Annotated in this window: 25 protein-coding genes and 1 riboswitch; of the genes, 15 read left to right on the forward strand and 10 right to left on the reverse strand. The window is 40.5% G+C overall.

The window, feature by feature from the left end:
* Window positions 1-16 precede the first annotated feature (16 nt).
* From sufB to ACTWPX_RS11865, 8 genes are all read left to right on the forward strand, one after another.
* On the forward strand, window positions 17-1,414 hold the full coding sequence (sufB, locus tag ACTWPX_RS11830) for a Fe-S cluster assembly protein SufB (protein WP_128526100.1): 1,398 nt from the start codon (window positions 17-19) through the stop codon (window positions 1,412-1,414).
* A gap of 414 nt (window positions 1,415-1,828) precedes the next feature.
* A complete protein-coding gene (locus tag ACTWPX_RS11835) occupies window positions 1,829-2,641 on the forward strand; it encodes a sulfite exporter TauE/SafE family protein (protein WP_443119938.1) in 813 nt (270 codons plus the stop codon).
* An 11-nt stretch (window positions 2,642-2,652) separates the two neighbouring features.
* Entirely contained in the window at window positions 2,653-4,038 is a 1,386-nt protein-coding gene (locus ACTWPX_RS11840) for a bifunctional metallophosphatase/5'-nucleotidase (protein ID WP_443119939.1), read from the forward strand.
* 80 nt (window positions 4,039-4,118) lie between these two features.
* Window positions 4,119-5,192: an HD-GYP domain-containing protein gene (locus tag ACTWPX_RS11845; RefSeq protein WP_443119940.1), complete on the forward strand. Its 1,074-nt coding sequence runs from the start codon at window positions 4,119-4,121 to the stop codon at window positions 5,190-5,192.
* Between the two features lie 50 nt (window positions 5,193-5,242).
* Window positions 5,243-6,013 carry a sporulation protein YunB gene (gene yunB, locus ACTWPX_RS11850; RefSeq protein ID WP_281976024.1) on the forward strand — a complete coding sequence of 257 codons (771 nt, stop codon included), beginning with the start codon at window positions 5,243-5,245 and terminating at the stop codon, window positions 6,011-6,013.
* A 54-nt stretch (window positions 6,014-6,067) separates the two neighbouring features.
* Window positions 6,068-6,251: riboswitch (Lysine riboswitch) on the forward strand.
* A 136-nt stretch (window positions 6,252-6,387) separates the two neighbouring features.
* On the forward strand, window positions 6,388-7,950 hold the full coding sequence (locus tag ACTWPX_RS11855; RefSeq protein ID WP_443119941.1) for a Na+/H+ antiporter NhaC family protein: 1,563 nt from the start codon (window positions 6,388-6,390) through the stop codon (window positions 7,948-7,950).
* A gap of 398 nt (window positions 7,951-8,348) precedes the next feature.
* On the forward strand, window positions 8,349-9,875 hold the full coding sequence (locus tag ACTWPX_RS11860) for a sodium-dependent transporter (protein ID WP_443119942.1): 1,527 nt from the start codon (window positions 8,349-8,351) through the stop codon (window positions 9,873-9,875).
* A 1-nt stretch (window position 9,876) separates the two neighbouring features.
* Window positions 9,877-9,975 (forward strand): methionine/alanine import family NSS transporter small subunit, encoded by a 99-nt coding sequence (locus tag ACTWPX_RS11865; protein WP_128526107.1) that lies wholly within the window; start codon window positions 9,877-9,879, stop codon window positions 9,973-9,975.
* Between the two features lie 43 nt (window positions 9,976-10,018).
* Here ACTWPX_RS11865 and ACTWPX_RS11870 read toward each other — a convergent pair whose 3' ends face one another.
* Both ACTWPX_RS11870 and ACTWPX_RS11875 read right to left on the reverse strand, forming a co-directional pair.
* Window positions 10,019-10,954, reverse strand: a complete 936-nt coding sequence (locus ACTWPX_RS11870; RefSeq protein ID WP_443119943.1) for a M23 family metallopeptidase — start codon at window positions 10,952-10,954, stop codon at window positions 10,019-10,021.
* A gap of 80 nt (window positions 10,955-11,034) precedes the next feature.
* Window positions 11,035-11,664 carry a YhcN/YlaJ family sporulation lipoprotein gene (locus tag ACTWPX_RS11875; RefSeq protein ID WP_443119944.1) on the reverse strand — a complete coding sequence of 210 codons (630 nt, stop codon included), beginning with the start codon at window positions 11,662-11,664 and terminating at the stop codon, window positions 11,035-11,037.
* Window positions 11,665-11,803: 139 nt separating this feature from the next.
* On the opposite strand from ACTWPX_RS11875, the gene ACTWPX_RS11880 reads away from it, so the two are divergent.
* Complete coding sequence (locus ACTWPX_RS11880; RefSeq protein ID WP_128526109.1) at window positions 11,804-12,079, forward strand: YutD family protein; 276 nt, start codon at window positions 11,804-11,806, stop codon at window positions 12,077-12,079.
* 36 nt (window positions 12,080-12,115) lie between these two features.
* On the opposite strand, the gene ACTWPX_RS11885 is transcribed toward ACTWPX_RS11880, so the two are convergent.
* From ACTWPX_RS11885 to glpX, 3 genes are read right to left on the reverse strand one after another with little or no spacing between them, the layout of a single operon-like run.
* Window positions 12,116-12,403, reverse strand: a complete 288-nt coding sequence (locus ACTWPX_RS11885) for a cytosolic protein (RefSeq protein WP_281976028.1) — start codon at window positions 12,401-12,403, stop codon at window positions 12,116-12,118.
* A 52-nt stretch (window positions 12,404-12,455) separates the two neighbouring features.
* Window positions 12,456-12,722 (reverse strand): DUF3055 domain-containing protein, encoded by a 267-nt coding sequence (locus ACTWPX_RS11890; protein ID WP_443119945.1) that lies wholly within the window; start codon window positions 12,720-12,722, stop codon window positions 12,456-12,458.
* Window positions 12,723-12,736: 14 nt separating this feature from the next.
* Entirely contained in the window at window positions 12,737-13,711 is a 975-nt protein-coding gene (gene glpX, locus ACTWPX_RS11895; protein ID WP_443119946.1) for a class II fructose-bisphosphatase, read from the reverse strand.
* Window positions 13,712-13,847: 136 nt separating this feature from the next.
* Here glpX and ACTWPX_RS11900 point away from each other — a divergent pair, with 136 nt between their 5' ends.
* A complete protein-coding gene (locus ACTWPX_RS11900) occupies window positions 13,848-14,285 on the forward strand; it encodes a DUF86 domain-containing protein (protein WP_443119947.1) in 438 nt (145 codons plus the stop codon).
* Between the two features lie 37 nt (window positions 14,286-14,322).
* The gene (locus ACTWPX_RS11905; RefSeq protein WP_443119948.1) at window positions 14,323-15,108 is read left to right on the forward strand and encodes a TIGR01457 family HAD-type hydrolase; all 786 of its coding nucleotides are present in this window, start codon (window positions 14,323-14,325) and stop codon (window positions 15,106-15,108) included.
* Window positions 15,109-15,281: 173 nt separating this feature from the next.
* On the opposite strand, the gene ACTWPX_RS11910 is transcribed toward ACTWPX_RS11905, so the two are convergent.
* From ACTWPX_RS11910 to ACTWPX_RS11920, 3 genes are all read right to left on the reverse strand, one after another.
* Window positions 15,282-16,556: a hypothetical protein gene (locus ACTWPX_RS11910; RefSeq protein ID WP_443119949.1), complete on the reverse strand. Its 1,275-nt coding sequence runs from the start codon at window positions 16,554-16,556 to the stop codon at window positions 15,282-15,284.
* Window positions 16,557-16,579: 23 nt separating this feature from the next.
* On the reverse strand, window positions 16,580-16,837 hold the full coding sequence (locus ACTWPX_RS11915) for a hypothetical protein (protein ID WP_443119950.1): 258 nt from the start codon (window positions 16,835-16,837) through the stop codon (window positions 16,580-16,582).
* A 529-nt stretch (window positions 16,838-17,366) separates the two neighbouring features.
* Complete coding sequence (locus ACTWPX_RS11920) at window positions 17,367-17,873, reverse strand: phosphatidylglycerophosphatase A family protein (protein ID WP_128526116.1); 507 nt, start codon at window positions 17,871-17,873, stop codon at window positions 17,367-17,369.
* A gap of 187 nt (window positions 17,874-18,060) precedes the next feature.
* On the opposite strand from ACTWPX_RS11920, the gene ACTWPX_RS11925 reads away from it, so the two are divergent.
* Window positions 18,061-19,026: a 2-hydroxyacid dehydrogenase gene (locus tag ACTWPX_RS11925; protein ID WP_443119951.1), complete on the forward strand. Its 966-nt coding sequence runs from the start codon at window positions 18,061-18,063 to the stop codon at window positions 19,024-19,026.
* Between the two features lie 45 nt (window positions 19,027-19,071).
* Here ACTWPX_RS11925 and ACTWPX_RS11930 read toward each other — a convergent pair whose 3' ends face one another.
* On the reverse strand, window positions 19,072-19,293 hold the full coding sequence (locus ACTWPX_RS11930) for a NifU family protein (RefSeq protein ID WP_014644140.1): 222 nt from the start codon (window positions 19,291-19,293) through the stop codon (window positions 19,072-19,074).
* Window positions 19,294-19,457: 164 nt separating this feature from the next.
* Between ACTWPX_RS11930 and ACTWPX_RS11935 the strand changes: the two genes are divergently transcribed.
* The 3 genes from ACTWPX_RS11935 (at window position 19,458) to ACTWPX_RS11945 (ending at window position 20,591) form a co-directional block, all read left to right on the forward strand.
* Complete coding sequence (locus ACTWPX_RS11935) at window positions 19,458-19,799, forward strand: YuzD family protein (RefSeq protein WP_443119952.1); 342 nt, start codon at window positions 19,458-19,460, stop codon at window positions 19,797-19,799.
* A gap of 70 nt (window positions 19,800-19,869) precedes the next feature.
* Window positions 19,870-20,100 carry a YuzB family protein gene (locus tag ACTWPX_RS11940; protein ID WP_128526119.1) on the forward strand — a complete coding sequence of 77 codons (231 nt, stop codon included), beginning with the start codon at window positions 19,870-19,872 and terminating at the stop codon, window positions 20,098-20,100.
* Window positions 20,101-20,231: 131 nt separating this feature from the next.
* Window positions 20,232-20,591: a HesB/IscA family protein gene (locus ACTWPX_RS11945; RefSeq protein WP_443119953.1), complete on the forward strand. Its 360-nt coding sequence runs from the start codon at window positions 20,232-20,234 to the stop codon at window positions 20,589-20,591.
* A gap of 153 nt (window positions 20,592-20,744) precedes the next feature.
* On the opposite strand, the gene ACTWPX_RS11950 is transcribed toward ACTWPX_RS11945, so the two are convergent.
* Window positions 20,745-21,731: an NAD(P)/FAD-dependent oxidoreductase gene (locus ACTWPX_RS11950; protein WP_443119954.1), complete on the reverse strand. Its 987-nt coding sequence runs from the start codon at window positions 21,729-21,731 to the stop codon at window positions 20,745-20,747.
* Window positions 21,732-21,959: the final 228 nt, after the last annotated feature.

Raw genomic sequence — 21,959 nt, forward strand, 5'->3', positions numbered from 1 at the left:
AAGGAGGTATATTATCATGGCCAAAAAAGCGCCAGAAGTAGGAGAATACCAATACGGATTCCACGAAAAAGATGTTTCTATTTTCCGTACGCAAAAGGGTTTGACGAAAGAAGTCGTTGAACAAATCTCCAACTATAAAGAAGAACCGAAATGGATGCTTGACTTCCGTTTGAAGTCTCTTGAGCAATTCTATAAAATGCCGATGCCACAATGGGGCGGCGACTTGTCTGAACTGAACTTCGATGATATCACTTACTATGTGAAACCATCTGAACGTTCAGAACGTTCCTGGGATGAAGTTCCGGAAGAGATTAAAAATACCTTCGACCGTCTTGGAATTCCAGAGGCTGAACAGAAATATCTATCAGGTGTTTCTGCGCAGTATGAATCTGAGGTTGTTTACCATAACATGGAGAAAGACCTTGAAGATTTAGGCGTTATTTTTAAAGATACAGATTCTGCTCTGAAAGAGAATGAAGATATCTTTAAACAGTATTTCGGTAAAGTAATCCCTCCATCTGATAACAAATTCTCAGCATTAAACTCTGCTGTATGGTCTGGTGGATCATTCATCTATGTGCCGAAAGATACGAAAGTGGAAACACCCCTTCAAGCTTATTTCCGTATTAACTCTGAAAATATGGGACAGTTTGAGCGTACGTTGATCATTGCTGATGAGGGATCATCTGTACACTATGTAGAGGGTTGTACTGCTCCAACGTATTCTTCCAGTTCCCTTCACAGTGCTGTAGTAGAAATCTTTGTGAAGGATAACGCTTATTGCCGTTATACCACGATTCAGAACTGGGCGAACAACGTTTATAACCTTGTTACAAAACGTGCCGTGGCAGAATCTAATGCAACCATGGAATGGGTCGATGGGAACTTGGGTTCTAAATTGACAATGAAGTATCCAGCTGTATTGTTGAAAGGAGAAGGGGCGCGCGGAATGACCTTATCCATTGCACTAGCTGGTAAAGGTCAACACCAGGATGCTGGTGCTAAAATGCACCACTTGGCTCCAAACACTTCTTCAACAATCGTATCAAAATCGATTTCTAAACATGGTGGTAAGGTAACGTACCGTGGTATTGTCCAATTTGGCCGAAAAGCCGAAGGTGCCCGCTCAAATGTTGAGTGTGACACGTTGATCATGGACAATGAATCGACTTCTGATACAATCCCATATAACGAAATCATGAATGAGAACATTTCTCTTGAACACGAAGCGAAGGTCTCTAAAGTCTCTGAAGAGCAATTGTTCTATCTTATGAGTCGTGGAATTTCTGAGGAAGAAGCGACTGAAATGATCGTGATGGGATTCATTGAACCATTTACGAAAGAATTACCAATGGAATATGCCGTAGAAATGAACCGCCTCATCAAGTTTGAAATGGAAGGTTCTATCGGTTAATTTTGATTTATATAACCGTACAGATTTTATTATCTGTACGGTTTATTTTTGTCCTTATATTCACTATGAAAGAAGGTTTTTTTATTTGTAGCAGGGTTTGAAAATCATGTGATCCGAAGCAGATAGACGCGGTTACTCTTCTGAGGGCATGGTGTTGGGTGCAACTTACAAGGGGCAGCTCGGAGAGGCACAAAATACTCTAGTTGAAATGACGTTGTTTCTCCTGCGAATTTTTCTAACCCGAGGAGGAGCAGCTTAAAAGCTGATATAGGATAACTATCTATTTACTGAATGTTCTTTCCATGTTATTTTTGTTATCCTTTCATGTTAAGGAACTCTTGGAAGCACAAGATGTTTTAGGAATACAAAACGTGATACTATAATATTATCTATTAAGAGTTGAGGAAGGTACGTATGTTTTTTGTTATGTTTGTTATTGGATTAATAACAGCTTTGGTAGGAAGCATTGCTGGCCTCGGCGGCGGTGTTATATTAGTTCCTGTTCTCCTTTTCTTAGGGGATCATTTTCAATCGTTTGAATGGGTGAACCCTCAAGCGATTGTAGGAATTTCATTAGTGGTCATGATTTTCACAGGGATGTCATCAGCTATTTCTTATATGAAACATAAGCGTGTAGATAAGAAAATAGGTGTGATTTTTTTATATGGAAGTATCCCGGGAGGTATTTTTGGGTCTTGGTTGAATCAATTCTTTGAAGCAGATGCCTTTTCTTTGTTTTTCGGAATCATTATGATTTTAGTATCGTTACTGTTTTTCATTCCAAGAAGGCAAAAAGGAAGCCCTTTATTTAAAACAGGAATCCAAAGAGAGAAAGTGGTCGACGGTAGGACTTACACCTACCGAATGCCATTCCTAATCGGCCTGCTTCTTTCGTTTGTAGTAGGAATGCTGTCGGGATTACTAGGTATTGGTGGAGGCTCACTCATGGTACCTGCCATGATATTACTTTTAAATATTCCACCACATATCGCAACAGCAACTTCTATGTTTATGATATTTTTTGCTAGTATATCCAGTTCAGCTACACATATCGCTCTCGGGCATGTGGAATGGGCCTATACCCTGTGGTTCATACCTGGGGCTTATTTAGGTGGTACTCTAGGAGCAGCAGCTAATCGTCATTTAAATGGACAGGCTGTGGAATGGTTCTTAAGAGTATTGCTAATAGTAATTGGTATTCGCTTAATTTGGCAAGGCATATGGTGAGGAGACTGATGATGAAGGAAAAATTATATTTTTATTATACAAGTGACTTACATAGTCATTTTGAGAATTGGCCCCAAATCGTCGGCTACTTTAATGAACAGAAGAAGAAACATGACTATAAAGGTGAAGAATACTGGTTGTTCGATAATGGAGACCATGTCGATCGCTTCCATCCTATTGCAGAAGGATTGATGGGAAAAGGCAATGTGGAACTTCTTAACCATGCTGGCTATCATGTTGCTACTATAGGGAATAACGAAGGTATCACACTTGCGAGTGAAGATCTCCATTCTTTATATGACCACGCTGATTTCAAGGTTGTTTGTGCTAATTTAACATGCAATATTACGGCTCCTCCTAAATGGTTAAAACGGTATCATATTGTTGAATCAAAAAAAGGAACGAAAATAGCCGTTATCGGCCTGACCGCCCCCTTCCGCGCTTTTTATCAGGAATTAGGATGGGATGTCTCTTTTCCTTTTGATGTACTGGATCTTCTCTTGCCAGAAGTCGAGAAAGAAGCTGACATGATCGTCCTATTATCTCATCTAGGGATTAATGATGATGAAGAAATTGCGAGACGTTATCCGTCCATTGATATAATTATAGGGGGTCATACCCATCACATATTTAAAAATGGTGAAAATGTGGAGGGAGCACTCCTGACGGCGGCAGGTAAACATGGCACTCACTTAGGTGAAATCATGGTGGAGTGGAATCTGGAAACCAAGAAGGTGACTAAAAAAGAAGCTTATGCTATACCTACAGAACAATTCAAAAAAGATGATGAAGCTAATGTTCAATTACAAGAGATAAGGTCTCAGGCAGTCAGGAGTTTAGAAGTGCCAATAACGAACTTGGAAGAAGCGATGCATATAGCATGGTTCCAGGATACGCCTCTTATGTCACAATTGACCGAAAAATTGAAGAATTGGACATCAGCAGATATTGCGATGTTGAATGCAGGTATTCTTCTCGATCATTTACCAGCGGGTGATATTACCTATGAGGATGTTCATCGTATCTGTCCCCATCCCATGAATCCGTGTAAGGTTGAATTGCGGGGCGATGAAATAATGGAAGTTATTCGGGCTGCTCATACAAAAGAACTTACTGAGATCCGTTTAAAAGGCTTTGGATTCAGAGGAGAAGTTATCGGGAAGATGGTTTTTGCAGGAGTAGATATTGAGGTGAAAAAGGGGAGTGATGGGGAAGAACATGTGGTAAACGTTTCTCACAATGGTTTTCCGATAGACCATAACAAGGTGTATAGCTTTGCCACAGCGGATACATTCACTTTTGGAAGGTTTTTTCCTGAAATTGCATATGCATCAAACAAAAAATATTTTATGCCTGAATTATTAAGAGACTTATTATCTGAAGTATTAAGAACATAGAAGGTGAATTCCATCATAAAGCTACCATCAGGTAGCTTTATTGTATGTGTCAATATACCTTGTTTAGTTAGGAGCTTAACATGAGAGTGATTGCTACCAAATCCCTTGAGCCCGGTACAATTTTAGGGAAAACTATTTTTAATGAGAATGGTCAAGTTTTACTTCATCGGGGAGTTGCTTTTAATTCCCGGATGATAGAACGACTGGATAAATATGATATTACATATGTTTATATCGAAGATGGTCATACGGAGGATATTGAAACGCAGTATCCAATTTCAGAAAAGTTGAGAATGAAAGCAATTAAATCCATTAAGGATTCTTTTTCATCTGTAGACGAACAATCGAATCACTTTGTTTTTGAAAAGTCCGGGCGGGAAATGCGGGGAATCGTACGGTCCTTGATGAATGAATTACGCAATCATGATGAAGTCATTTCTCTTCTATCTGATGTATTCACTTATGATGATTACATATTTACACATTCATTAAATGTGACGATGTATGCTCTTGCCTTAGGGAAAGAGTTACAATTACCAGCTCAAAAGATGGAAGAGTTAGGTTTAGGGGCGATTTTGCATGATATAGGAAAAATCAGCGTCCCGAGAGAGGTCCTTTTGAAGCCGGGAAAATTGACTGAAAAAGAATTTGAGATGATCAAGAAGCACTCTGAAGCAGGTTTCGAATTACTGAGAAAATCTCCGAATATCTCCTTGGTTGCGGCTCACTGTGCTTATCAACATCACGAGAGGTTGAATGGATCCGGTTACCCGAGAGGGATTGAAGAGAATGAAATCCATTTGTTCGGGAAGATTCTTGCGGTTGCAGATGTGTTTGATGCGGTAACAAGCAACCGTGTATATCGAGAAGCCATGTTGCCACATGAAGGATTGGAAGTGCTTTATTCTGGCGCAGGCACTTTGTACGATCGGAAAAAAGTAGAAGCTTTCCGAAGGTGTATTGCTGTTTACCCAAATGGATTGACGGTTGGTTTAGATGATGGCCGTAAAGGCGTTGTTGTAAGCCAGCATCCACATTTATGTGACCGGCCCATAATCAGAGTCTGGGAGAAGGATGAGCCTGCTTATGATATGGATTTGTCTAAAGAATTAAATATTGTCATTACGAATTGTGATACAACTTCTTTAAGTTGATGCTTAATCCCCTTCTTTCCATCATATAGATAGGTGAGGAGGGTTGTTTTATGCCAAAAAAGAATGTGACAACAGGGTCCTCGATCGGAAGGCGGATCGTTATCAGTATAATATTTTTTGCCCTTTTCACCGCCTTAAGTCTCTGGTTCATCAACAGAGGAGTGACGCCTGCACTGGTGGAGATTGCTGAAACAAAAGCACAGCAACTTGCGAGGGATGCGATTAATGAAGCAGTAAGCAAAACCATTGCGGAAGATTTACAGTTCAATGATCTTGTGAAAATGGAAAAAGATGAAGAGGGCAATATTGTATATATGGGGTGGAATTCAGTCGTTGTAAACAGAGCGTTGAGAGATACAACGATTCGTGTCCAAAATTTCCTTAAACGTATGGAGCTTGGGGAGCTTCCTATGGAAGACACTACTCTTGAGCCGAACATAGATCCTGATATGACTCAGGAAGAGTTGGGAGAACAGCCAGCCACTCTTATTGAACTGCCAATCGGCGTTGCGACGAACAATAGCTTACTTGCTAACTTGGGGCCTACAGTTCCAGTGCAATTAAGAGTCATTGGGGATGTTCAATCAGAAGTGGATATTAAAATGACAGAGTATGGGATCAATGCAGCTTTATTTGAATTAACGATTCATTTTGAGGTGAATGTACGTATCGTCATTCCATTTTCTACAGAAACAACAGTCGTGACAAACAATATCCCTATTGATCAAGCCACCGTTCTCGGAAAAGTGCCTAATTTCTATGGCGGTATGTCCGGAGAGGGGACTCCCTCATTTTCCTATCCAATGGAACCCTTGCAATAATATGAATCCCTTGGTAAAATGGCTAAGAATTGAATATGCGTGACCTTATCAGATCGGTGAGGTAGAGGTGCAGACATCATCAGTAATCAATGGGAGTTTGACAAGCGAAGATCATTGAGGAAAGGGATTGTTTGCCGAAGTGTAGAGCAGTGAGTCAAGCTGTTAGACGCTGGTGTACATCTAAACAGGAGATACACTGTCATGCATGCTTTTGGGTGCATGGGGCGCTACTGATCGAAATGGAGGATAATCAAATTGCCGCAAAAAGGCAGTGGTAGGTTATTTTCTATCATTGTCTTTTTTTATTCCTCAATTTTAATCCACAGTAGCCTTCCAACTCCCGTTACATCATAAGATATACGGAGGGGAACAACATGGAAGGAACCATCTTTTCTTTAATTCCAGCAATATTGATGCTGGTCCTTGTTTTAGTCACAAGGAAGGTGATCCTATCCCTGGGGATAGGGATAATCGTAGGAGCATTCATGCTCACACAAATGGATATCGGATCAGGTATTGGTCTGATCTGGTCTATTTTTGCCAGCATTTTTGTAAGTGATGGCACGTTGAATATGGGAAGTATCTACCTTTTGGCTTTTTTATTCTTATTAGGTATAATGACTGCTTTTATGACTGCTTCGGGAGGCAGTCTGGCTTTTGGTAAATGGGCAGTAGAACGCATCCGTACACGACGAGGAGCCCAACTCGTACCGTCTTTATTGGGGATAGTCATCTTCATCGACGACTATTTCAATGCTTTAGCTGTCGGACAGGTTGCGAGACCAGTAACCGATCGCTATAAAGTATCCAGAGCCAAACTTGCTTATTATATTGATTCGACCTCAGCACCTATTACAGTCATTTCACCCATATCAAGCTGGGGAGCATATATCATCGGGACCATAGGCAGTATATTGGCAGCCAACGAAATTACGAACTACCAAGCCTTCGAAGCATTTGTCCTAATGATACCAGCTAACTTATATGTCTTTGCGGCTTTATTACTTGTATTCATGACGATTTATTTCAGGCTGGATATCGGTCCGATGAAAACTCATGAGAAACGTGCACTTGCAACAGGGGAATTGAATGACCCTGAAAAAGGAGATGTGCCAGGTGATTTGAATGATGAATTCAAAGAGCATGAAAATGGAAAAATCACACATTTGATTTGGCCAATCGTGTCTTTGATTGTCGGAACTGTAGCTACAATGGTTATAACAGGAATCCGCAATTCGGAAGGTACCGCGGATATTCTCTCCATTTTCGCCAATACCAATGTAAATATTTCCTTGTTTACTGGTGGTTTAATAGCAGTCTTCCTCGCTTTGGTCCTTTATATAGGACAACCTCAGCCGAAGTCAAATGTCATCCGTGTCTTGGCTGAGGGTCTTAAAGCGATGCTGCCTGCCATTTATATTTTGATTTTCGCGTGGATGATTGGTGACATCATCAGCCAATTGCAAACAGGTGAGTATTTGGCTCAACAATTCAGTCAAGCAGATATTAATATAGCTTACCTGCCATTTATCATATTCCTGTTATCTGGATTTATGGCTCTGTCGACAGGGACGTCTTGGGGTACATTCGGAATCATGCTGCCAATTGCGGGAGAAATCGCAGCAGTTACTGATCCGACGCTCATTCTGCCTGCACTGTCCGCCGTCCTCGCGGGTTCGGTATTTGGTGATCATTGTTCACCTATATCAGATACGACGATTCTTTCCTCTACTGGAGCGGGAGCGAATCATATCGACCACGTTCTTACACAGCTTCCGTATGCGGTAATTTGTGCGGTTGCAGCTTCAGTGGGATATATCATTTTAGGTCTTTCAGGACAGGTATGGATACCATTAATGATTACATTGGTGATTGTGGCGGTTGTAGCATTGATCATTCACAAAATAAATCCTGCCACTACTTCAACAAGTAAATAGACAAAAAAGATAGAGGATAAAAAATCCTCTATCTTTTTTTAATCGAGCGGGTTTTAAAAATTTCAGCCGGTGCTTCATAAGCAACTTTTCAACTAAAAGACCTGTCTCTTCAAGCCCTTTCCTGAAAACATCACCCCACTTTTAACTATAAGAGGTATACTCTCTGTATCCTTATTATGAATAAAGTTCCCTTCCTAAAAAGCATTTTATTGAGATGAATTTCTGAAAACTACATTTTACATTTTCTGAAAATTTTAAATTTATTTTGACAAGCACATTTTTGATGGTTATAATTTAAGCAGAAATAATCAGAAAAAAATAAAAATTTCGAAACATCCTCAGGTCTTTTGAATCATATGTTTTTTTGAGGGTTTCGATAACTCAGGGAGGTCTTTCGCATGGAAAATCGTGCACAATGGGGAACACGAGCTGGTTTTATACTAGCGGCCGTTGGTTCTGCAATCGGTTTAGGAAATATCTGGCGTTTTCCGGCAGTAGCTTATGAAAACGGTGGAGGGGCATTTTTTATACCTTATTTATTTGCTCTTTTGACAGCGGGTATTCCGCTGTTAGTCATGGAATTTACAATCGGTCATAAGTACCGTGGTTCTGCACCGCTTTCTTTCTTTAGAATGAATAAGAAAGCAGAATGGCTGGGATGGTGGGCTGTATTAGTATCTTTCGTCATCTCAACTTACTATGCCGTCATAATCGGCTGGGCTATTTCGTATAGTATCTTCGCTTTCAATCTTTCTTGGGGAGCCGATACAGAAGGCTTTTTGTTCAATGAATATTTGCAATTATCTGTAGATCCCGGTCAAACAGGAAGCCTTGTACCTGGTGTTCTGATTCCACTTCTTATTGTTTGGGTCATTACGTTGGGGGTTCTCTTCAAAGGAGTTAAAAAGGGAATTGAAGCAGCTAACAAAATTTTCATTCCGACGCTTGTCGTTCTATTTTTAATCATCGTAATCAGAGCGATCACCTTACCTGGTGCCGCTGAAGGATTGCAAACGTTCTTCGCACCAAACTTTGATGCGATTACAAACAGCTCGGTGTGGGTAGCCGCTTATGGTCAAATTTTCTTCAGTTTATCGATTGCTTTTGCTATTATGATCACTTATTCCAGTTACCTTCCGAAAAAATCGGATATTACAAATAACGCTTTCATTGCTGGCTTCAGTAACTCTGGTTTTGAATTATTAGCTGGTATTGGAGTTTTTGGAGCCCTAGGTTTCATGGCATCTCAAAACAACGTTCCTGTAGATGAGGTTGTTAGTGGAGGTGTGGGATTAGCCTTTGTGGTCTTCCCACAAATCATTAACGAGTTTCCTGCCTTAAATGGTCTTTTCGGATTCTTGTTCTTCTTATCTCTAGTATTGGCAGGTTTGTCTTCTTTAATTTCGATATCGGAAACTTATGTAGCCGCTTTAAGCGAGAAGTTTGGATTATCAAGAAATGCAGCAGTAGGATTTGGTGGCGGTCTAGCAGCTATTATCTCGCTATTATTTGCAACACAAGGTGGTTTGTTCTTCCTTGATGCGGCAGACTATTTCATCAATCAATTCGGTGTAGCATTCGTCGGATTAGTTGAAGTTGTTGTCATTGCCTGGTTCTTACGTAGTCTTGGCGATTTCCAAAACCATGCGAATGGCATTTCAGATATCCGTCTGGGTGGATGGTGGAAGATTTGTCTTGGAGTCATCACCCCACTTGTACTCGGATTTATGATGTTCGATCTCTTCAAAACAAACCTTCTTAGACAATTTGATACCGAGACCGGTAACTATGAAGGCTACACAGATGGCTTCATTTTATTCGGTGGTTGGTTTGTTGCTGCATTCGCAATCGTTATAGGTTTCCTAATGACTCTTAAACGTTGGGATTCCAAAGCTCTTGGGGATGAAAATAAGGAGGTAGGCTAATATGACAGCAGGTGCTATTACAATGATGGTTATTGGTATGGTCGTAATTTGGGGAGGACTTGCTGCAAGTATTATGAATGCAGTGAAAAAATCCAAATAAAAAATAAGGGCGCCACACTTGAAAAAGTGCGGCGCTTATTTTTTTATTTGGCCATCCGTTCCCATTTTCTCAGAAAAGGATAGGGATCGAAGGACCATTCATTTTTTCCATTGTCTTGATACATTCCGTAATGCAAATGAGGAGGGAATTTACCGGATGTCCCTGGTGGTCCATAACCAGATGCTCCTACAGCTCCAATTACATCTCCAGGCTGCACGATGTCCCCAACTTTCACATCTTCAGCAAAGTTTTGAAGGTGGGCATAATAATGGTATATATTGTAAATATCCCGTATTCCGATGCGCCACCCTCCGAACTTGTTCCATCCTTTCATTTCGATGACTCCGTAAGTCGTGGACTTGACCGGTACGCCATAATTCGCAAAGATATCTGTTCCTTCGTGAACTCTTCTGCCACCGAAGCCACGCGCATCTCCCCACGTACTTCTGAAGCTGTAATTCGCTTGTTTAGGTAATGGGAAGTCACGATTTGTCAACTGGACAGTTTGGAATTTTTTAAAGACTTCTGCTGTATTCATTATGGTCTGTACAGTCAGGTCTCGTTTATAATAATTCCATAGTGCAATTTTGATATCTTCTTCTGTGGTTCCGTATGACTTGATGTAGTTCCCAAGGGACCATAAGAGATCTTCATCATTTTCAATTTGTATTTTTCCATCACCATTCCCATCAGAACCCCAACCTGCAGGGAATAGGTGGGCAGGTATCTCCCCAGCAGTCCCATTCCAAAACATAGGGTCGACTTGTATCGCTGTTATCCTGCCATCTTCCGGGTCATCATGTACTTGTCGTTCGTATTGATCGATAGCTGCCAAGTACTCCCAGGGGATATCAGTAATTACGGAAGTTTTTTTATAAAGAGCCAGTCGATCTTTACTTTCTTCATCTGCATGAATAGTTTCAGCGTGGAAGAAGCAGCTCATTAAAAGGCATAAAATCATTAGACCGAAATATTTCATATAGTTCACCTACATTATTTTGATACCTTTAGCATTAAACAGTAAGCTGATTCTTATGTTTGGAAAAATTGGGTTGCCGTTTAATTTTCCATCCCTGTCTTATCTTTCGTATCCATATTCGGTCCGACGTTCGGCTGATTAGAGTTTTCTTCCTGGACTTTTCCTTGTGGTGAGTTCTTCATTTTTTTTATAATACTGTCAATCGTGTCATTATATCCTTGGTCATAAACTGTCGAATTGCTCAAGCTTTGGATATCACCAAAAGACGCGGGGTTGTCAGAGACATATACATGATAAAAGCTTGGCACTAGGGAATATGCGGTTTTCTGTACCATATCTGCAGCTGATTCTCGATCAGTGTCGTCTGCTTTTTTATAGGCTACCAGAACTTCATTGTCTGTTACTACAGTAGCTACATCTTCGAATTTGTCATAACGAAGGATCATTCTTGAAATCATATCTGCCATTTGTTCGCGATTGACTTTAATTTCTCTATTTTTTTCTGCGTCTTGATTGAGCTGTTGTTTATTGAATCTTACATATCCGACTTGGCCATCCTTCTGTTTGTCGTTGTACCCATCCATTGCGTTTCCATTCAAAGTATCATCATCCATCATATTCTTCGCTTCTTCCTCTTTCGTTTCTTGACATCCTGCTGCAATCAAGGCGAATAGAGTAAAAAAGATCGTGATTTTCATTAATTTATTCAATGTAGTTCCTCCTTGAAAATAATATCGTGATAGTTCTTAGATTGGTCATTTTCAAAAGAAACATACCTTTTTCCCGAACTTGCGATTCCGTCATTAATATCAAATGTGATACACTATTGGTAGGATAGAGGTGAGAGAAGTGGTCGAACTATTCGGTAAAACATATGAGGTTTTAGAAGATCATCAAGAAGCTTTTCAACAAGAGGAAGTGGAAGGACGCTTCAGTGATATTTTGAATAAATATGATTTCATTGTAGGAGATTGGGGGTATGGCCAGCTCCGTCTTAAAGGTTTTTATGATGATCAAAATTCTAAAGCTACATTTGATACGAAGATCAGTACGTTGGAAGATTATTTATATGAATACTGTAATTTTGGATGTTCATATTTTGTATTAAAACGGATAAGAAATTAAAAGCCGACGCGCTTCGTAAAAGCACGTCGGCTTTTTTCAATGTTTTTCTTCTGAAGGCTTGAGGTCCTGATCTGTTTCATCATGAAGTGGATGGGCTCCATCTTCTTGACGGGGCAGATCCTGGTGCAGTGCTTTATTTTCATAGTTGAAAGCACTATAGTATCTTTGCTTCTCTGTCCATGGAGCACTTTTTTCGTTGTTTACGGGTTCGTACTTGTTTCGAGGTGCACCATAGGGGCCCTCGGGTAATTGCTCAGGAGTTAAAAAGTTTCGTTGGGCTTCAACATTGGCGAAATCCGAATATTGATCTTTACCTTTTCCCATAAAAAAACCTCCTTCAAGCTTTAGTTTAGCCAGGGGAAGTTTCTTTATTCTCTCATAACAAGTAGGGAAGGTAATTGCGAAGTTCCTCTGCCTCCATCGCACTTAACTGGAACATATGCTCGAGGTGCCCGTCTTGGTTAATGTTTTCCAAATCCAATAAAGCTTGACGGTTTTTCGGCAAGTTGATGACCATTGTCTGGTTATTGAAATACTCGGCTCTCATTAAAGCGAGCTCAAACCGATGGCTTCCAGTGGTAAAGGATACGAAGCGAGTGCTTGTATCTTGAGTGATATCCTCAAGAAGAGGTCGTTCAGCCATAAACTCATCATCTCCTATTCTTCGTTGGTCTTTAAGTGGGGCTTGAGGTTCAAATGATGATGGGCCTTTACATATCGGACTGTCATAGTTTTTGCCCGCATTACGATTGAGTCTGTTTCTGCAAGGTCCCCGCCCAGGAATTTCACACCATTCAACAATTCACCCTCTGTTACTCCTGTACAAGCGAAGATGGCATCATCGCTTTTTACAAGGTCGTTAAGAGTGAGGAGTTCAGATGGGTTTTCGATACCCATATCATGACAGCGGGTGATTTCTTCCTCATTTTGTGGAGCCAGGCGAGCTTGCATATCTCCGCCTAGACTCTTCACAGCTGCAGCGGTTATGACTCCTTCAGGTGCTCCACCGGTGCCGATGAAAAGGTCTACGCCTGTTTGTGAAAGGCATGTAGCAATTGCAGCAGCGATGTCTCCATCACCGAACAATTTGATGCGGGCGCCTTTTTCAATGACACGATCGATGATTTCCTGGTGGCGATCGCGTTCCTGAATGATGACGGTTAAATCTCTTACGCGCTTGTTGTTGGCGCGAGCGACAATATCAATCGTCCGTTCAATGGGATCGTCGATACTAATAAGGCCTTTGGCATTTTTTCCTACTGCAACCTTGTCCATATACATGTCAGGAGCATGTAAAAGGGCACCACGTTCCGCAGCAGCAATTACAGCTACCCCATTATTATGTCCTTTTGATACAATGCTAGTCCCTTCTAATGGATCGACAGCTATATCAACAGCTGGTCCGGCTTTATTTCCCAGTTTTTCACCTATATAAAGCATTGGTGCTTCATCCATTTCACCTTCACCAATTACAACGACACCATCCATAGAAACGGAATCGAACATCGTTCGCATTGCCGTAGTGGCGGCATCATCTGCGCTTATTTTGTCTCCACGCCCCATCCATTGTGCGGAAGCAAGGGCAGCAGCTTCTGTTACTCGTACAAGTTCTAAGGCTAATTCTCTCTCCATATCATTTCTCCTCCGATTCTTCTAGACCTGCTTAGGCTAACATGAATTTTAAATAGACATACTTTTTTAATTAAAACCATGAATTATGTTATCATATTTATTGAATCTGTGTGAAAAAGTTTTTGGAGGTATAAGCATGTACTTTGTGAACAGGGCAAAAATCGAAGAAATTTTAAATTATATGGAAAAAATCCAATCAGAATACAAGCAACATTCTTTTAACGATTTTGCCGAGCGTCTGCTGCTCGAACGTTTGACACATTTGAGTGTTGAGGCAATCATTGATGTGGGTAACATGATGATTGATGGATTTATTATGAGAGACCCTGGCAGCTATGAAGATATCATTGATATTCTTACTGATGAGAAAGTATTGCCAGTAGATGAGCAAGAGGGATACAAACGGTTCATCCAATTGAGGAAAGTGGTTGTCCAACATTATACGGATATTCCTCATACTGATGTGGAAAAAGTATGGAATGATCAATGGACTTCTATTGAAAATTTTCCTTTGCGGGTGAGGCAATATTTAGATAACGAGTTGGGACCAGTTTCAGCATTTTCGAAAAACTGATGTTTTAAGAAGCTTGATGAAAAGGTTGTGGAATTGATTGAAGGACTATAAGGCTTACCTGATTGATTTAGATGGAACGATGTATAAGGGAGATAAAAAGATAGATGGATCTTCCGAGTTTGTCCGGTATTTAAAAAGCAAGAAGCTTCCTTACATATTTTTGACCAATAATTCCTCAAAGACAACTGGCCAGATCGCTGACAAGCTGATTAAGTTAGGTGTGGAAGCAACCGCGGAACAAGTCTATACGAGCAGTATCGCCACGGCTGAGTATATCAAGAGTGAGAATTCATCGGCGCGCGTATTCGTCATTGGTGAACATGGGCTTTATGGTGCGCTTGAAAATGAAGGGTTGTTGCTCGTGGAAAAAGATGCGGATTACGTCGTTATCGGCATCGACCGGGAAATTAATTATGAGAAACTTACACAAGCTTGTTTAGAAGTAAGACAAGGAGCGGTTTTGCTGAGCACAAACGGTGATATTGCGATTCCTACCGAGCGGGGGATGGTCCCAGGTAATGGAGCACTGACCGCCGTGATATCAGTCAGCACAGGAACAGAGCCTATTTTTGTTGGAAAGCCTGAATCATTGATTATGGACCGTGCTCTGAAAAGGTTAGGATATGGGAGAGAAGATGTGCTGATGGTTGGTGACAATTACAACACAGATATCAAGGCTGGGATCCGGGCTGGAATGGATACCTTGATGGTTGAGACAGGTCTCAGCTCATTCAATGATCTTACAGATGATGATGTACACCCGACTTACAAATGCATTGATTTATTCGATTGGATGAAAAAAGGTGATGGGACAACATATTAAATGCCACTGGAAAAGACAAACAATAGTGTAGAATGGATCAGATGTTGCTGGAGCGGCATATGTATTAAATGATTCATCTAGAAAACCCGTACGAATTCGTTCGGGTTTTCTAGAGAAAAAATTCGTTTGTCACCGCCTCTTTAGCTATTAGTAACACTTAAATGCATGGCGCCTTACATAATATAAGGACCAAAGAAAATTGTAACTAAAAGCACGTGGATGCCGATGAAATAGGTCAACTGAATGGATATGGACCAATCCCTGATGCGTGCTCCTGACTTTAAAATAACAAAAGCTAATAAAGCAAACCCGATTATGAATAGGAAAGGACTACCTGGAAAGCTAAGGTATTGTGGTGCTGCAGCTAGTAAGCGATCTGAAAAGATAGGATCACGAACGATTAGAGCTGCAAGCATGTAAATAGTGATTCCTGTATAAAGTACCCAAGAATGGTCTTCCTCCATTGCTCGATTACTGGAGAACATCAGCACGACCAGGAATAGGAAAGGCCAAATGAACCAAAACATTGCAATGATCAGAGCCAAGAAGCTGAAGGATAGCATGCCCATTGTTTTTCCGAGCGCGTGTATAAGGCTGCTTTGTTTCACTTGGTCTGCTTTTTCTATAATGCTTGGATCCATTGAGGATATAAGAATTTTATTGGCGTCTCCACCGTTATCCACCCAAGCTATCGTCTCTCCATCGATCCATGTAGGATGGTGTGAAATATCTGGTGTATTACTCATTCTTGTTATTTGCTGTGTGCCTTCTTGATCAATCAAAGATTTATAAATATTAAATTGATCGGGCTCGTTGAACCTGGTCTCTGTTGATCCGATTGCTTTAAAAAGCATGGTAGTTGAATTTTCATCCGATTTCATGGTTAAATCTGAAACTTCTCTCAGCTCTGCATTCCCTACTGGGTCTTGAAAGCTCATCTTCTTTAAATCAGGATCTTCTCCAAAAGGGGTTTCTGCGTAGTAATAATAATTAGACGCTTTTCCGGACATGCTTTGCTTTTGTACAGTTGTTAAGAGTAAATGGTAGGAGTCATTTTGAAAGGTAAACTGAATATCACGTACTTCTTCAGTGCCTAGAATTGAAAATTCCGACTCCCCTAATTTGTTAACTTCCCCCTCTGTGAATTCATAATATTTCATTTGGTTACCGTTTTCATCCACCTTATGTGTCAATAGGTAAGTTCCGTCCCCGGATTGCTGGACCTGGAGTGAGGTCTTATCATCCAGACCCAAAAGGGGAGTGCTTTCAAATTGATCGGTATCCAAAATATAAAGTTCTTGATCTTTCGTATATAAGATTTGGTCTTTTAGTGGGAAAAATTGATCGATTTCAGTAATTTTTTCACCTGATTTTTCATCATAGATATTGTGATAATCAGCAAAAATTAACCGGTTGTTGTCAAAGTAGAATTCAGTGAATTTATCCACAGGTATGTTATATACTTCTTTGTTTAAAAGATTATACTGATTATCATATGTGTTCCTTTGGACCCGTCTTCTGTTATGTATGTAATGCTTCTTTTTTCGTCCAGCAGTTGGGTAGTTGGAGTTCTTAACACAGAAGTCAATCCTACCTCCAACTCACGACTCCACTCCTCATTGGCAGGTTCCGTCACTTCATTATAATTCTCCATGAATAAAAGAGTGATTCCAAAAAGCACAATGATGGATGGGAGAAGCCATATCAATTTCCCCTTAAGTTTTTTCATCTTCACATTTTCCCCTTTCATATCTCTGTAACAGTCTTTTATGGAATACGGAATAAGTGATGGGAAGGTTTCAGAAAATTTAAAAAAACCGGTGGAATACGGGAGGCTATTGAAAAAAATTTTCAATCCATAGGAGTTGTTAAAGTTTGGTGCTGCTCCTCACGAATCGCTTGTCGGTGGATGCTTGCCGCTGTTCTCAGCTAACTTGGTCAAGAGATTCACTTTACCAGGTGGATCTTCGGGTCGTGCTATTTCCGCAGGCGTTACCACTGAACGTCCATCGTGGAATCAACAGAGGCGTATCTAAAAAGAGTGATTTCTTTGAATAATAAAAGAAAATCACTCTGCTTGTACAAGGTGGCGGTGGCTACGTTCTCCGTCAATATCCACGAATACTAGCTCATGGAGAAGTAAGAAATAAAGAAGCCGAGTTGGACGATAAAATCGTCCAACTCGGCTTCTTTATTTAATGAATAATACAAAAAAGTTACGGTTTTTCAGTAACCCCCGAAAATGCCGGTTTTTTGTATTAATCTTCTTCGTCTCCTGCAATACTGTGGGCTAAGCGGCTTGAGGCGGCAGCAGCTATTGCTCCTACAATATCATCTAAAAATGTGTGACACTCCCCAGATGATTTATCATTTAATTTCTGCAGAATCCCAGGCTTTTGTTTATCGATATAACCATAGTTCGTAAAACCGATGGAGCCATAGACATTAACGATTGAAAATGCAATGATTTCATCGATACCATAAAGGCTTTCATCCACTTCAATTGTGGATTGAAGCGGTTCTTCCAGTAATTTTTTCTCCGCTAACTGGTCAAGCTGGATACCGGTGATAATTGCGTTTTGGACTTCACGTTTTGTCAACACTTTGTTGACATTATAACGACAATCGTCCATTGATAATTCTTCATGGTATTTAGATTGTAAGTAGTAAACGAGATCTGCCATGTCATCGATGGTTACGCCCCGTGCTAACAGCCATTCCCTTGCTGTTTTTTCAAGGCCGGACACTTTTTTATCGTTTGCCATAGTGAATTCCCTCCTGTTCCTCATAACTTGCACAACATTCATACCCGAGTTTATTATTGCACAAACAAAGGGGGTTATGTTCATTATATCAAATTTTCTGACATATGGTGCAAAAGGACTTTGTGAATAAAGATTTATGTGTCAGAGAATATGATACACTATTTAAAAAGATGCGGAGGTGCCATTGATGGAAAAACCTAAAATTTATATCACTCGTACATTACCAGATGAAGTAATTGAACCCTATCGTAACCGTTTGGATATAGAAATGTGGGCAAAAGAAGAGGAACCCGTTGATCGCCAAGTCCTATTGGAGAAAGCGGAAAATGCTGATGGCCTTGTGACAATGTTGTCAGACGATGTGAATCAAACTTTATTTGAACATGCTGAAAATCTAAAGATTGTAGCGAATATGGCGGTGGGTTACGACAATGTGGAGGTAGATGCTGCTTCAGATAATCAGGTGAAAATTACTAACACACCGGACGTCTTAACAGATACCACCGCAGACCTGACCTTCAGTCTACTGATGGCGACAGCTCGTCGTTTACTTGAAGCAAATGATTATATAAAAACAGGCGCTTGGGAACACTGGTCCCCTTTGTTGCTTGCTGGAAGTGACATTCACCATAAAACAATCGGGATTGTGGGTATGGGACGGATAGGAGAAGCGGTAGCTAAAAGAGCGCTAGGATTCGATATGAATGTTATTTACCATAATCGTTCGCGTAAGCCTGAAGCTGAAGAAAAGGTGGGGGCAGTGTTTGTTGAGTTTGAGGATTTGTTAGAAAAAGCAGATTATGTCGTCTGTCTCACACCTTTGACAGAAGAGACCCATCATATGTTCAACTATGAAGCCTTTCGGAAAATGAAAAACACGGCAATTTTCATTAATTCTTCCAGGGGGGCTACTGTAGATGAAACAGCTTTAAAGAAAGCATTGGAGAATAAAGAAATCACTGCTGCCGGCTTAGATGTTTTTGAAGAAGAGCCTATCAGTTCTAATCATCCATTGCTGCAACTCCCACAAGTGACCTGCCTGCCTCATATAGGTTCAGCAAGTGTAGAAACTCGTTACAAAATGATGCGGCTATGTCTGGATAATTTAGTCGAATTCTTTAAGGACAAGCCAGTGATAACTCCTGTAAACTAAAAAATTCCGCACACATAAATGTGTGCGGAATTTTTTCGAACTGTATTAGAATACTTGCTCCACTTCATAAATTCCTGGTACTTCCTGAGCGAGCGCACGTTCAATACCTGCTTTCAAAGTGATGGTTGAACTCGGGCAGTTGCCGCAAGCTCCCATGAGACGCAAGCGGACGATTCCGTCTTCGACATCGACGAGTTCAACGTCTCCCCCGTCACGAAGTAAAAATGGGCGAAGTTTATTCAGTACTTCTTGAACTTGTTCATTCATGTTCAATCTTCCCCTTTCTTAAGTATCATTATAAAACGAAATCAATAAAAAATCTATGGTTGTCTGCTCCAAAATCTTTAGAATTGAGAACTATTATCATTTTATCTTTTTTCAGTTCTTTTGTAAAATGAAAGGAAATCAACTACTTAGGGGGAAGCCTCAAAATGAAAGAGGAGAGAGAGACTGTTCATGTCGTAGTGTATGGAGCGGAAATTAAGTGCGCAAGTTGTGTGAACGCCCCAGGTTCTAAGGAAACCTATGAATGGCTGCAAGCAGCTATTACCAGGAAGTACGGAGAAGAGCGGCTTCATTTTCAATATTATGATATTCATACAAAGGGCCAATTAGGAGCAGAGGACGAAATTATCCACCAGCTTTTGGATGAAGAGCTGTTCTATCCCCTCGTATTAGTAGAAGGGGAAATTGTTGGAGAAGGTAATCCACGATTGAAAAGTGTTTACAAAGCTCTGGAAGGTTACGGCATTCAACAAGTAAGCAATCCATAGCCCTGAGTAAGGGAGGTGTGATAAAATTGAATGAAGGTAGGGTTTCATCCATTAGAATGAGGTGAAGCGGATGAATCCATTGATTGAATTCTGTATAAATAACTTGGTCAGCGGATCACAAGCTGCGAAGGCGGAGCTGGAGAAAGATCCTGATCTTGATGTTGTCGAATATGGTTGTTTACGTAACTGTGGTCTTTGTTCCCAAACCCTGTATGCTCTAGTCGAAGGAGACCGGGTAATGGCTGATACACCAGAAGAACTGGTAGATAAAATATATGAACAACTGGATGAAACCCTATAAGTAAATGCATTCATCGTTGAAATCCATTTTTCAGGATACCTTGGCCATTAATGAAATAGGGTCATGGTGTTTGATTAAACGTTTGTCACTTTAGTATACTATTTATTAAGAAGAGAAAGGAGAGGCTTTGGATGATTCTGAACATTACGGAAGCCGCTAGTCACCAAATTAAAGAGATGCTGAAAGAGGAAGATGGGGATGTTCGTCTTCGTTTTGGAGTCAAAGGTGGAGGCTGTAGTGGATTGTCTTATAGCATGGGCTTCGAAGAAGAAATCAATGAAGAACTTGATCTGACTGAAGAGTCAAGTGGTGTCCCGGTCGTTGTCAATAGACAAGATGCAGCAATCATTGAAGGTACAACCATTGACTTCAAACAGAATATGATGGGCGGAGGCTTCACGATTGATAATCCGAATGCCATTGTTTCCTGTGGTTGTGGATCCTCTTTCAAGACAGCTACGAACGCTGGTACACCTGACCCGAACTGTTAATAATATAGACTACCCTTCCTGTCATGCAGGAAGGTTTTTTATTTGCTGAAATTTTTATACGACCGCATAAGAACCTCATGTATCCTGTGCTTCATAAAAAAAGGAAGGAGGTCATTTTCAGACTCCTTCCTTTACAAATAACTTTGGGTTGTTTTAGGAAAACATGCTTGTTGAATGTTTTGGCTGTACTCGGGCATCTGGATCGATATAGGCTTTCGCATTATTGACAGCTGTAGGGCCTTCGCCGAACCCGGAAGCAATCAATTTGACTTTACCTGGATATGTGCAAATATCTCCGGCAGCATAGATTCCTTTAATGTTCGTTTCCATTTTTGAATTAACGACGATACTATTTTTCTCTATTTCAAGTTCCCAATCTTTAATTGGACCTAAAGAGGAAATGAAACCATAATTGACGATGACATCATCAACATCGATGGTTTCTAACCTGTCACCTTTCACTTCTTGCAGTTCCACTTGCTCGATTTTTTCCTCTCCGATCATTTTTTCTGGTGTGAACGGAGTCATTATTCTTACATTTGATTCATTCAGTTGAGCAACACTGTGTTCGTGAGCTCTGAATTTATCTCTTCTATGGACGAGAGAAACCTGTTTTGCAATCGGTTCAAGCATCAAAGCCCAGTCCACAGCGGAGTCGCCCCCGCCGGCAATCATGACTTTTTTATCGCGGAACTTATCCATATTGTTCACATGGTAATGTAAGTTGGTTCCTTCAAAGCGCTCACTATCAGCTATCTTCAGCTTTCTCGGTTGAAAGGCTCCGTTTCCTGCTGTAATTACGATTGTCTTTGTATAGTGTACTTCTTTATCTGTTGTCATTTTGATTGTATCGTCTTCCAGTCGTTCCAAAGATACGACTTCTTGTTCTAAGGCAATGGTTGGATCGAAGGCCATTGCCTGTTCTTCAAGACTGTCGACAAGCTCCTGAGCACGGACTTTAGGGAAACCGGCTACATCAAAGATATATTTTTCCGGATATAGAGCCGTCAGTTGACCCCCAAGATGCGGGAGACTTTCGATGATTTTGACACTCGCTTGGCGCATACCACCATAAAAAGCAGTGAATAAGCCGACAGGGCCGCCACCGATGACAGTTATATCATATATTTTATCACTCATAATTACCCTCCTGATGAAAAATGTCACTAAAGCACATTCTATCATAAAAGAAATTGTAGTGGGAACACTGAACCTATGTAAGCAGTTACAAGAACGGTAATTGTTCTATAATTTTGATAAATTGATTTTGGGTTGAAAATGAATGGGAAAAGGTCTAAGATGAAATAAGAAAACATATTACGAATTTGTGACACCTTTCAATCAAAGTCGACAGGCTTTTTTTAATGT

The sequence above is a fragment of the Halobacillus sp. H74 genome, assembly GCF_052246715.1.
Classification (GTDB): Bacteria; Bacillota; Bacilli; order Bacillales; family Halobacillaceae; genus Halobacillus; species Halobacillus litoralis_A.

What these genes read in the sequence shown, in the direction of transcription:
- ACTWPX_RS11865 (WP_128526107.1), top strand. Translation starts at nt 9,877, where the DNA reads ATGACAGCAGGTGCTATTACAATGATGGTTATTGGTATGGTCGTAATT.
- ACTWPX_RS11930 (WP_014644140.1), bottom strand. Translation starts at nt 19,293, where the DNA reads ATGAATGAACAAGTTCAAGAAGTACTGAATAAACTTCGCCCATTTTTA.
- glpX (WP_443119946.1), bottom strand. Translation starts at nt 13,711, where the DNA reads ATGGAGAGAGAATTAGCCTTAGAACTTGTACGAGTAACAGAAGCTGCT.
- ACTWPX_RS11920 (WP_128526116.1), bottom strand. Translation starts at nt 17,873, where the DNA reads ATGGCAAACGATAAAAAAGTGTCCGGCCTTGAAAAAACAGCAAGGGAA.
- ACTWPX_RS11860 (WP_443119942.1), top strand. Translation starts at nt 8,349, where the DNA reads ATGGAAAATCGTGCACAATGGGGAACACGAGCTGGTTTTATACTAGCG.
- ACTWPX_RS11835 (WP_443119938.1), top strand. Translation starts at nt 1,829, where the DNA reads ATGTTTTTTGTTATGTTTGTTATTGGATTAATAACAGCTTTGGTAGGA.
- ACTWPX_RS11915 (WP_443119950.1), bottom strand. Translation starts at nt 16,837, where the DNA reads ATGAAAAAACTTAAGGGGAAATTGATATGGCTTCTCCCATCCATCATT.
- ACTWPX_RS11840 (WP_443119939.1), top strand. Translation starts at nt 2,653, where the DNA reads ATGAAGGAAAAATTATATTTTTATTATACAAGTGACTTACATAGTCAT.
- yunB (WP_281976024.1), top strand. Translation starts at nt 5,243, where the DNA reads ATGCCAAAAAAGAATGTGACAACAGGGTCCTCGATCGGAAGGCGGATC.
- ACTWPX_RS11940 (WP_128526119.1), top strand. Translation starts at nt 19,870, where the DNA reads ATGAATCCATTGATTGAATTCTGTATAAATAACTTGGTCAGCGGATCA.
- ACTWPX_RS11900 (WP_443119947.1), top strand. Translation starts at nt 13,848, where the DNA reads ATGTACTTTGTGAACAGGGCAAAAATCGAAGAAATTTTAAATTATATG.
- ACTWPX_RS11885 (WP_281976028.1), bottom strand. Translation starts at nt 12,403, where the DNA reads ATGGGAAAAGGTAAAGATCAATATTCGGATTTCGCCAATGTTGAAGCC.
- ACTWPX_RS11945 (WP_443119953.1), top strand. Translation starts at nt 20,232, where the DNA reads ATGATTCTGAACATTACGGAAGCCGCTAGTCACCAAATTAAAGAGATG.
- ACTWPX_RS11925 (WP_443119951.1), top strand. Translation starts at nt 18,061, where the DNA reads ATGGAAAAACCTAAAATTTATATCACTCGTACATTACCAGATGAAGTA.
- ACTWPX_RS11890 (WP_443119945.1), bottom strand. Translation starts at nt 12,722, where the DNA reads ATGGCTGAACGACCTCTTCTTGAGGATATCACTCAAGATACAAGCACT.
- ACTWPX_RS11935 (WP_443119952.1), top strand. Translation starts at nt 19,458, where the DNA reads ATGAAAGAGGAGAGAGAGACTGTTCATGTCGTAGTGTATGGAGCGGAA.
- ACTWPX_RS11870 (WP_443119943.1), bottom strand. Translation starts at nt 10,954, where the DNA reads ATGAAATATTTCGGTCTAATGATTTTATGCCTTTTAATGAGCTGCTTC.
- ACTWPX_RS11845 (WP_443119940.1), top strand. Translation starts at nt 4,119, where the DNA reads ATGAGAGTGATTGCTACCAAATCCCTTGAGCCCGGTACAATTTTAGGG.
- ACTWPX_RS11855 (WP_443119941.1), top strand. Translation starts at nt 6,388, where the DNA reads ATGGAAGGAACCATCTTTTCTTTAATTCCAGCAATATTGATGCTGGTC.
- ACTWPX_RS11950 (WP_443119954.1), bottom strand. Translation starts at nt 21,731, where the DNA reads ATGAGTGATAAAATATATGATATAACTGTCATCGGTGGCGGCCCTGTC.
- sufB (WP_128526100.1), top strand. Translation starts at nt 17, where the DNA reads ATGGCCAAAAAAGCGCCAGAAGTAGGAGAATACCAATACGGATTCCAC.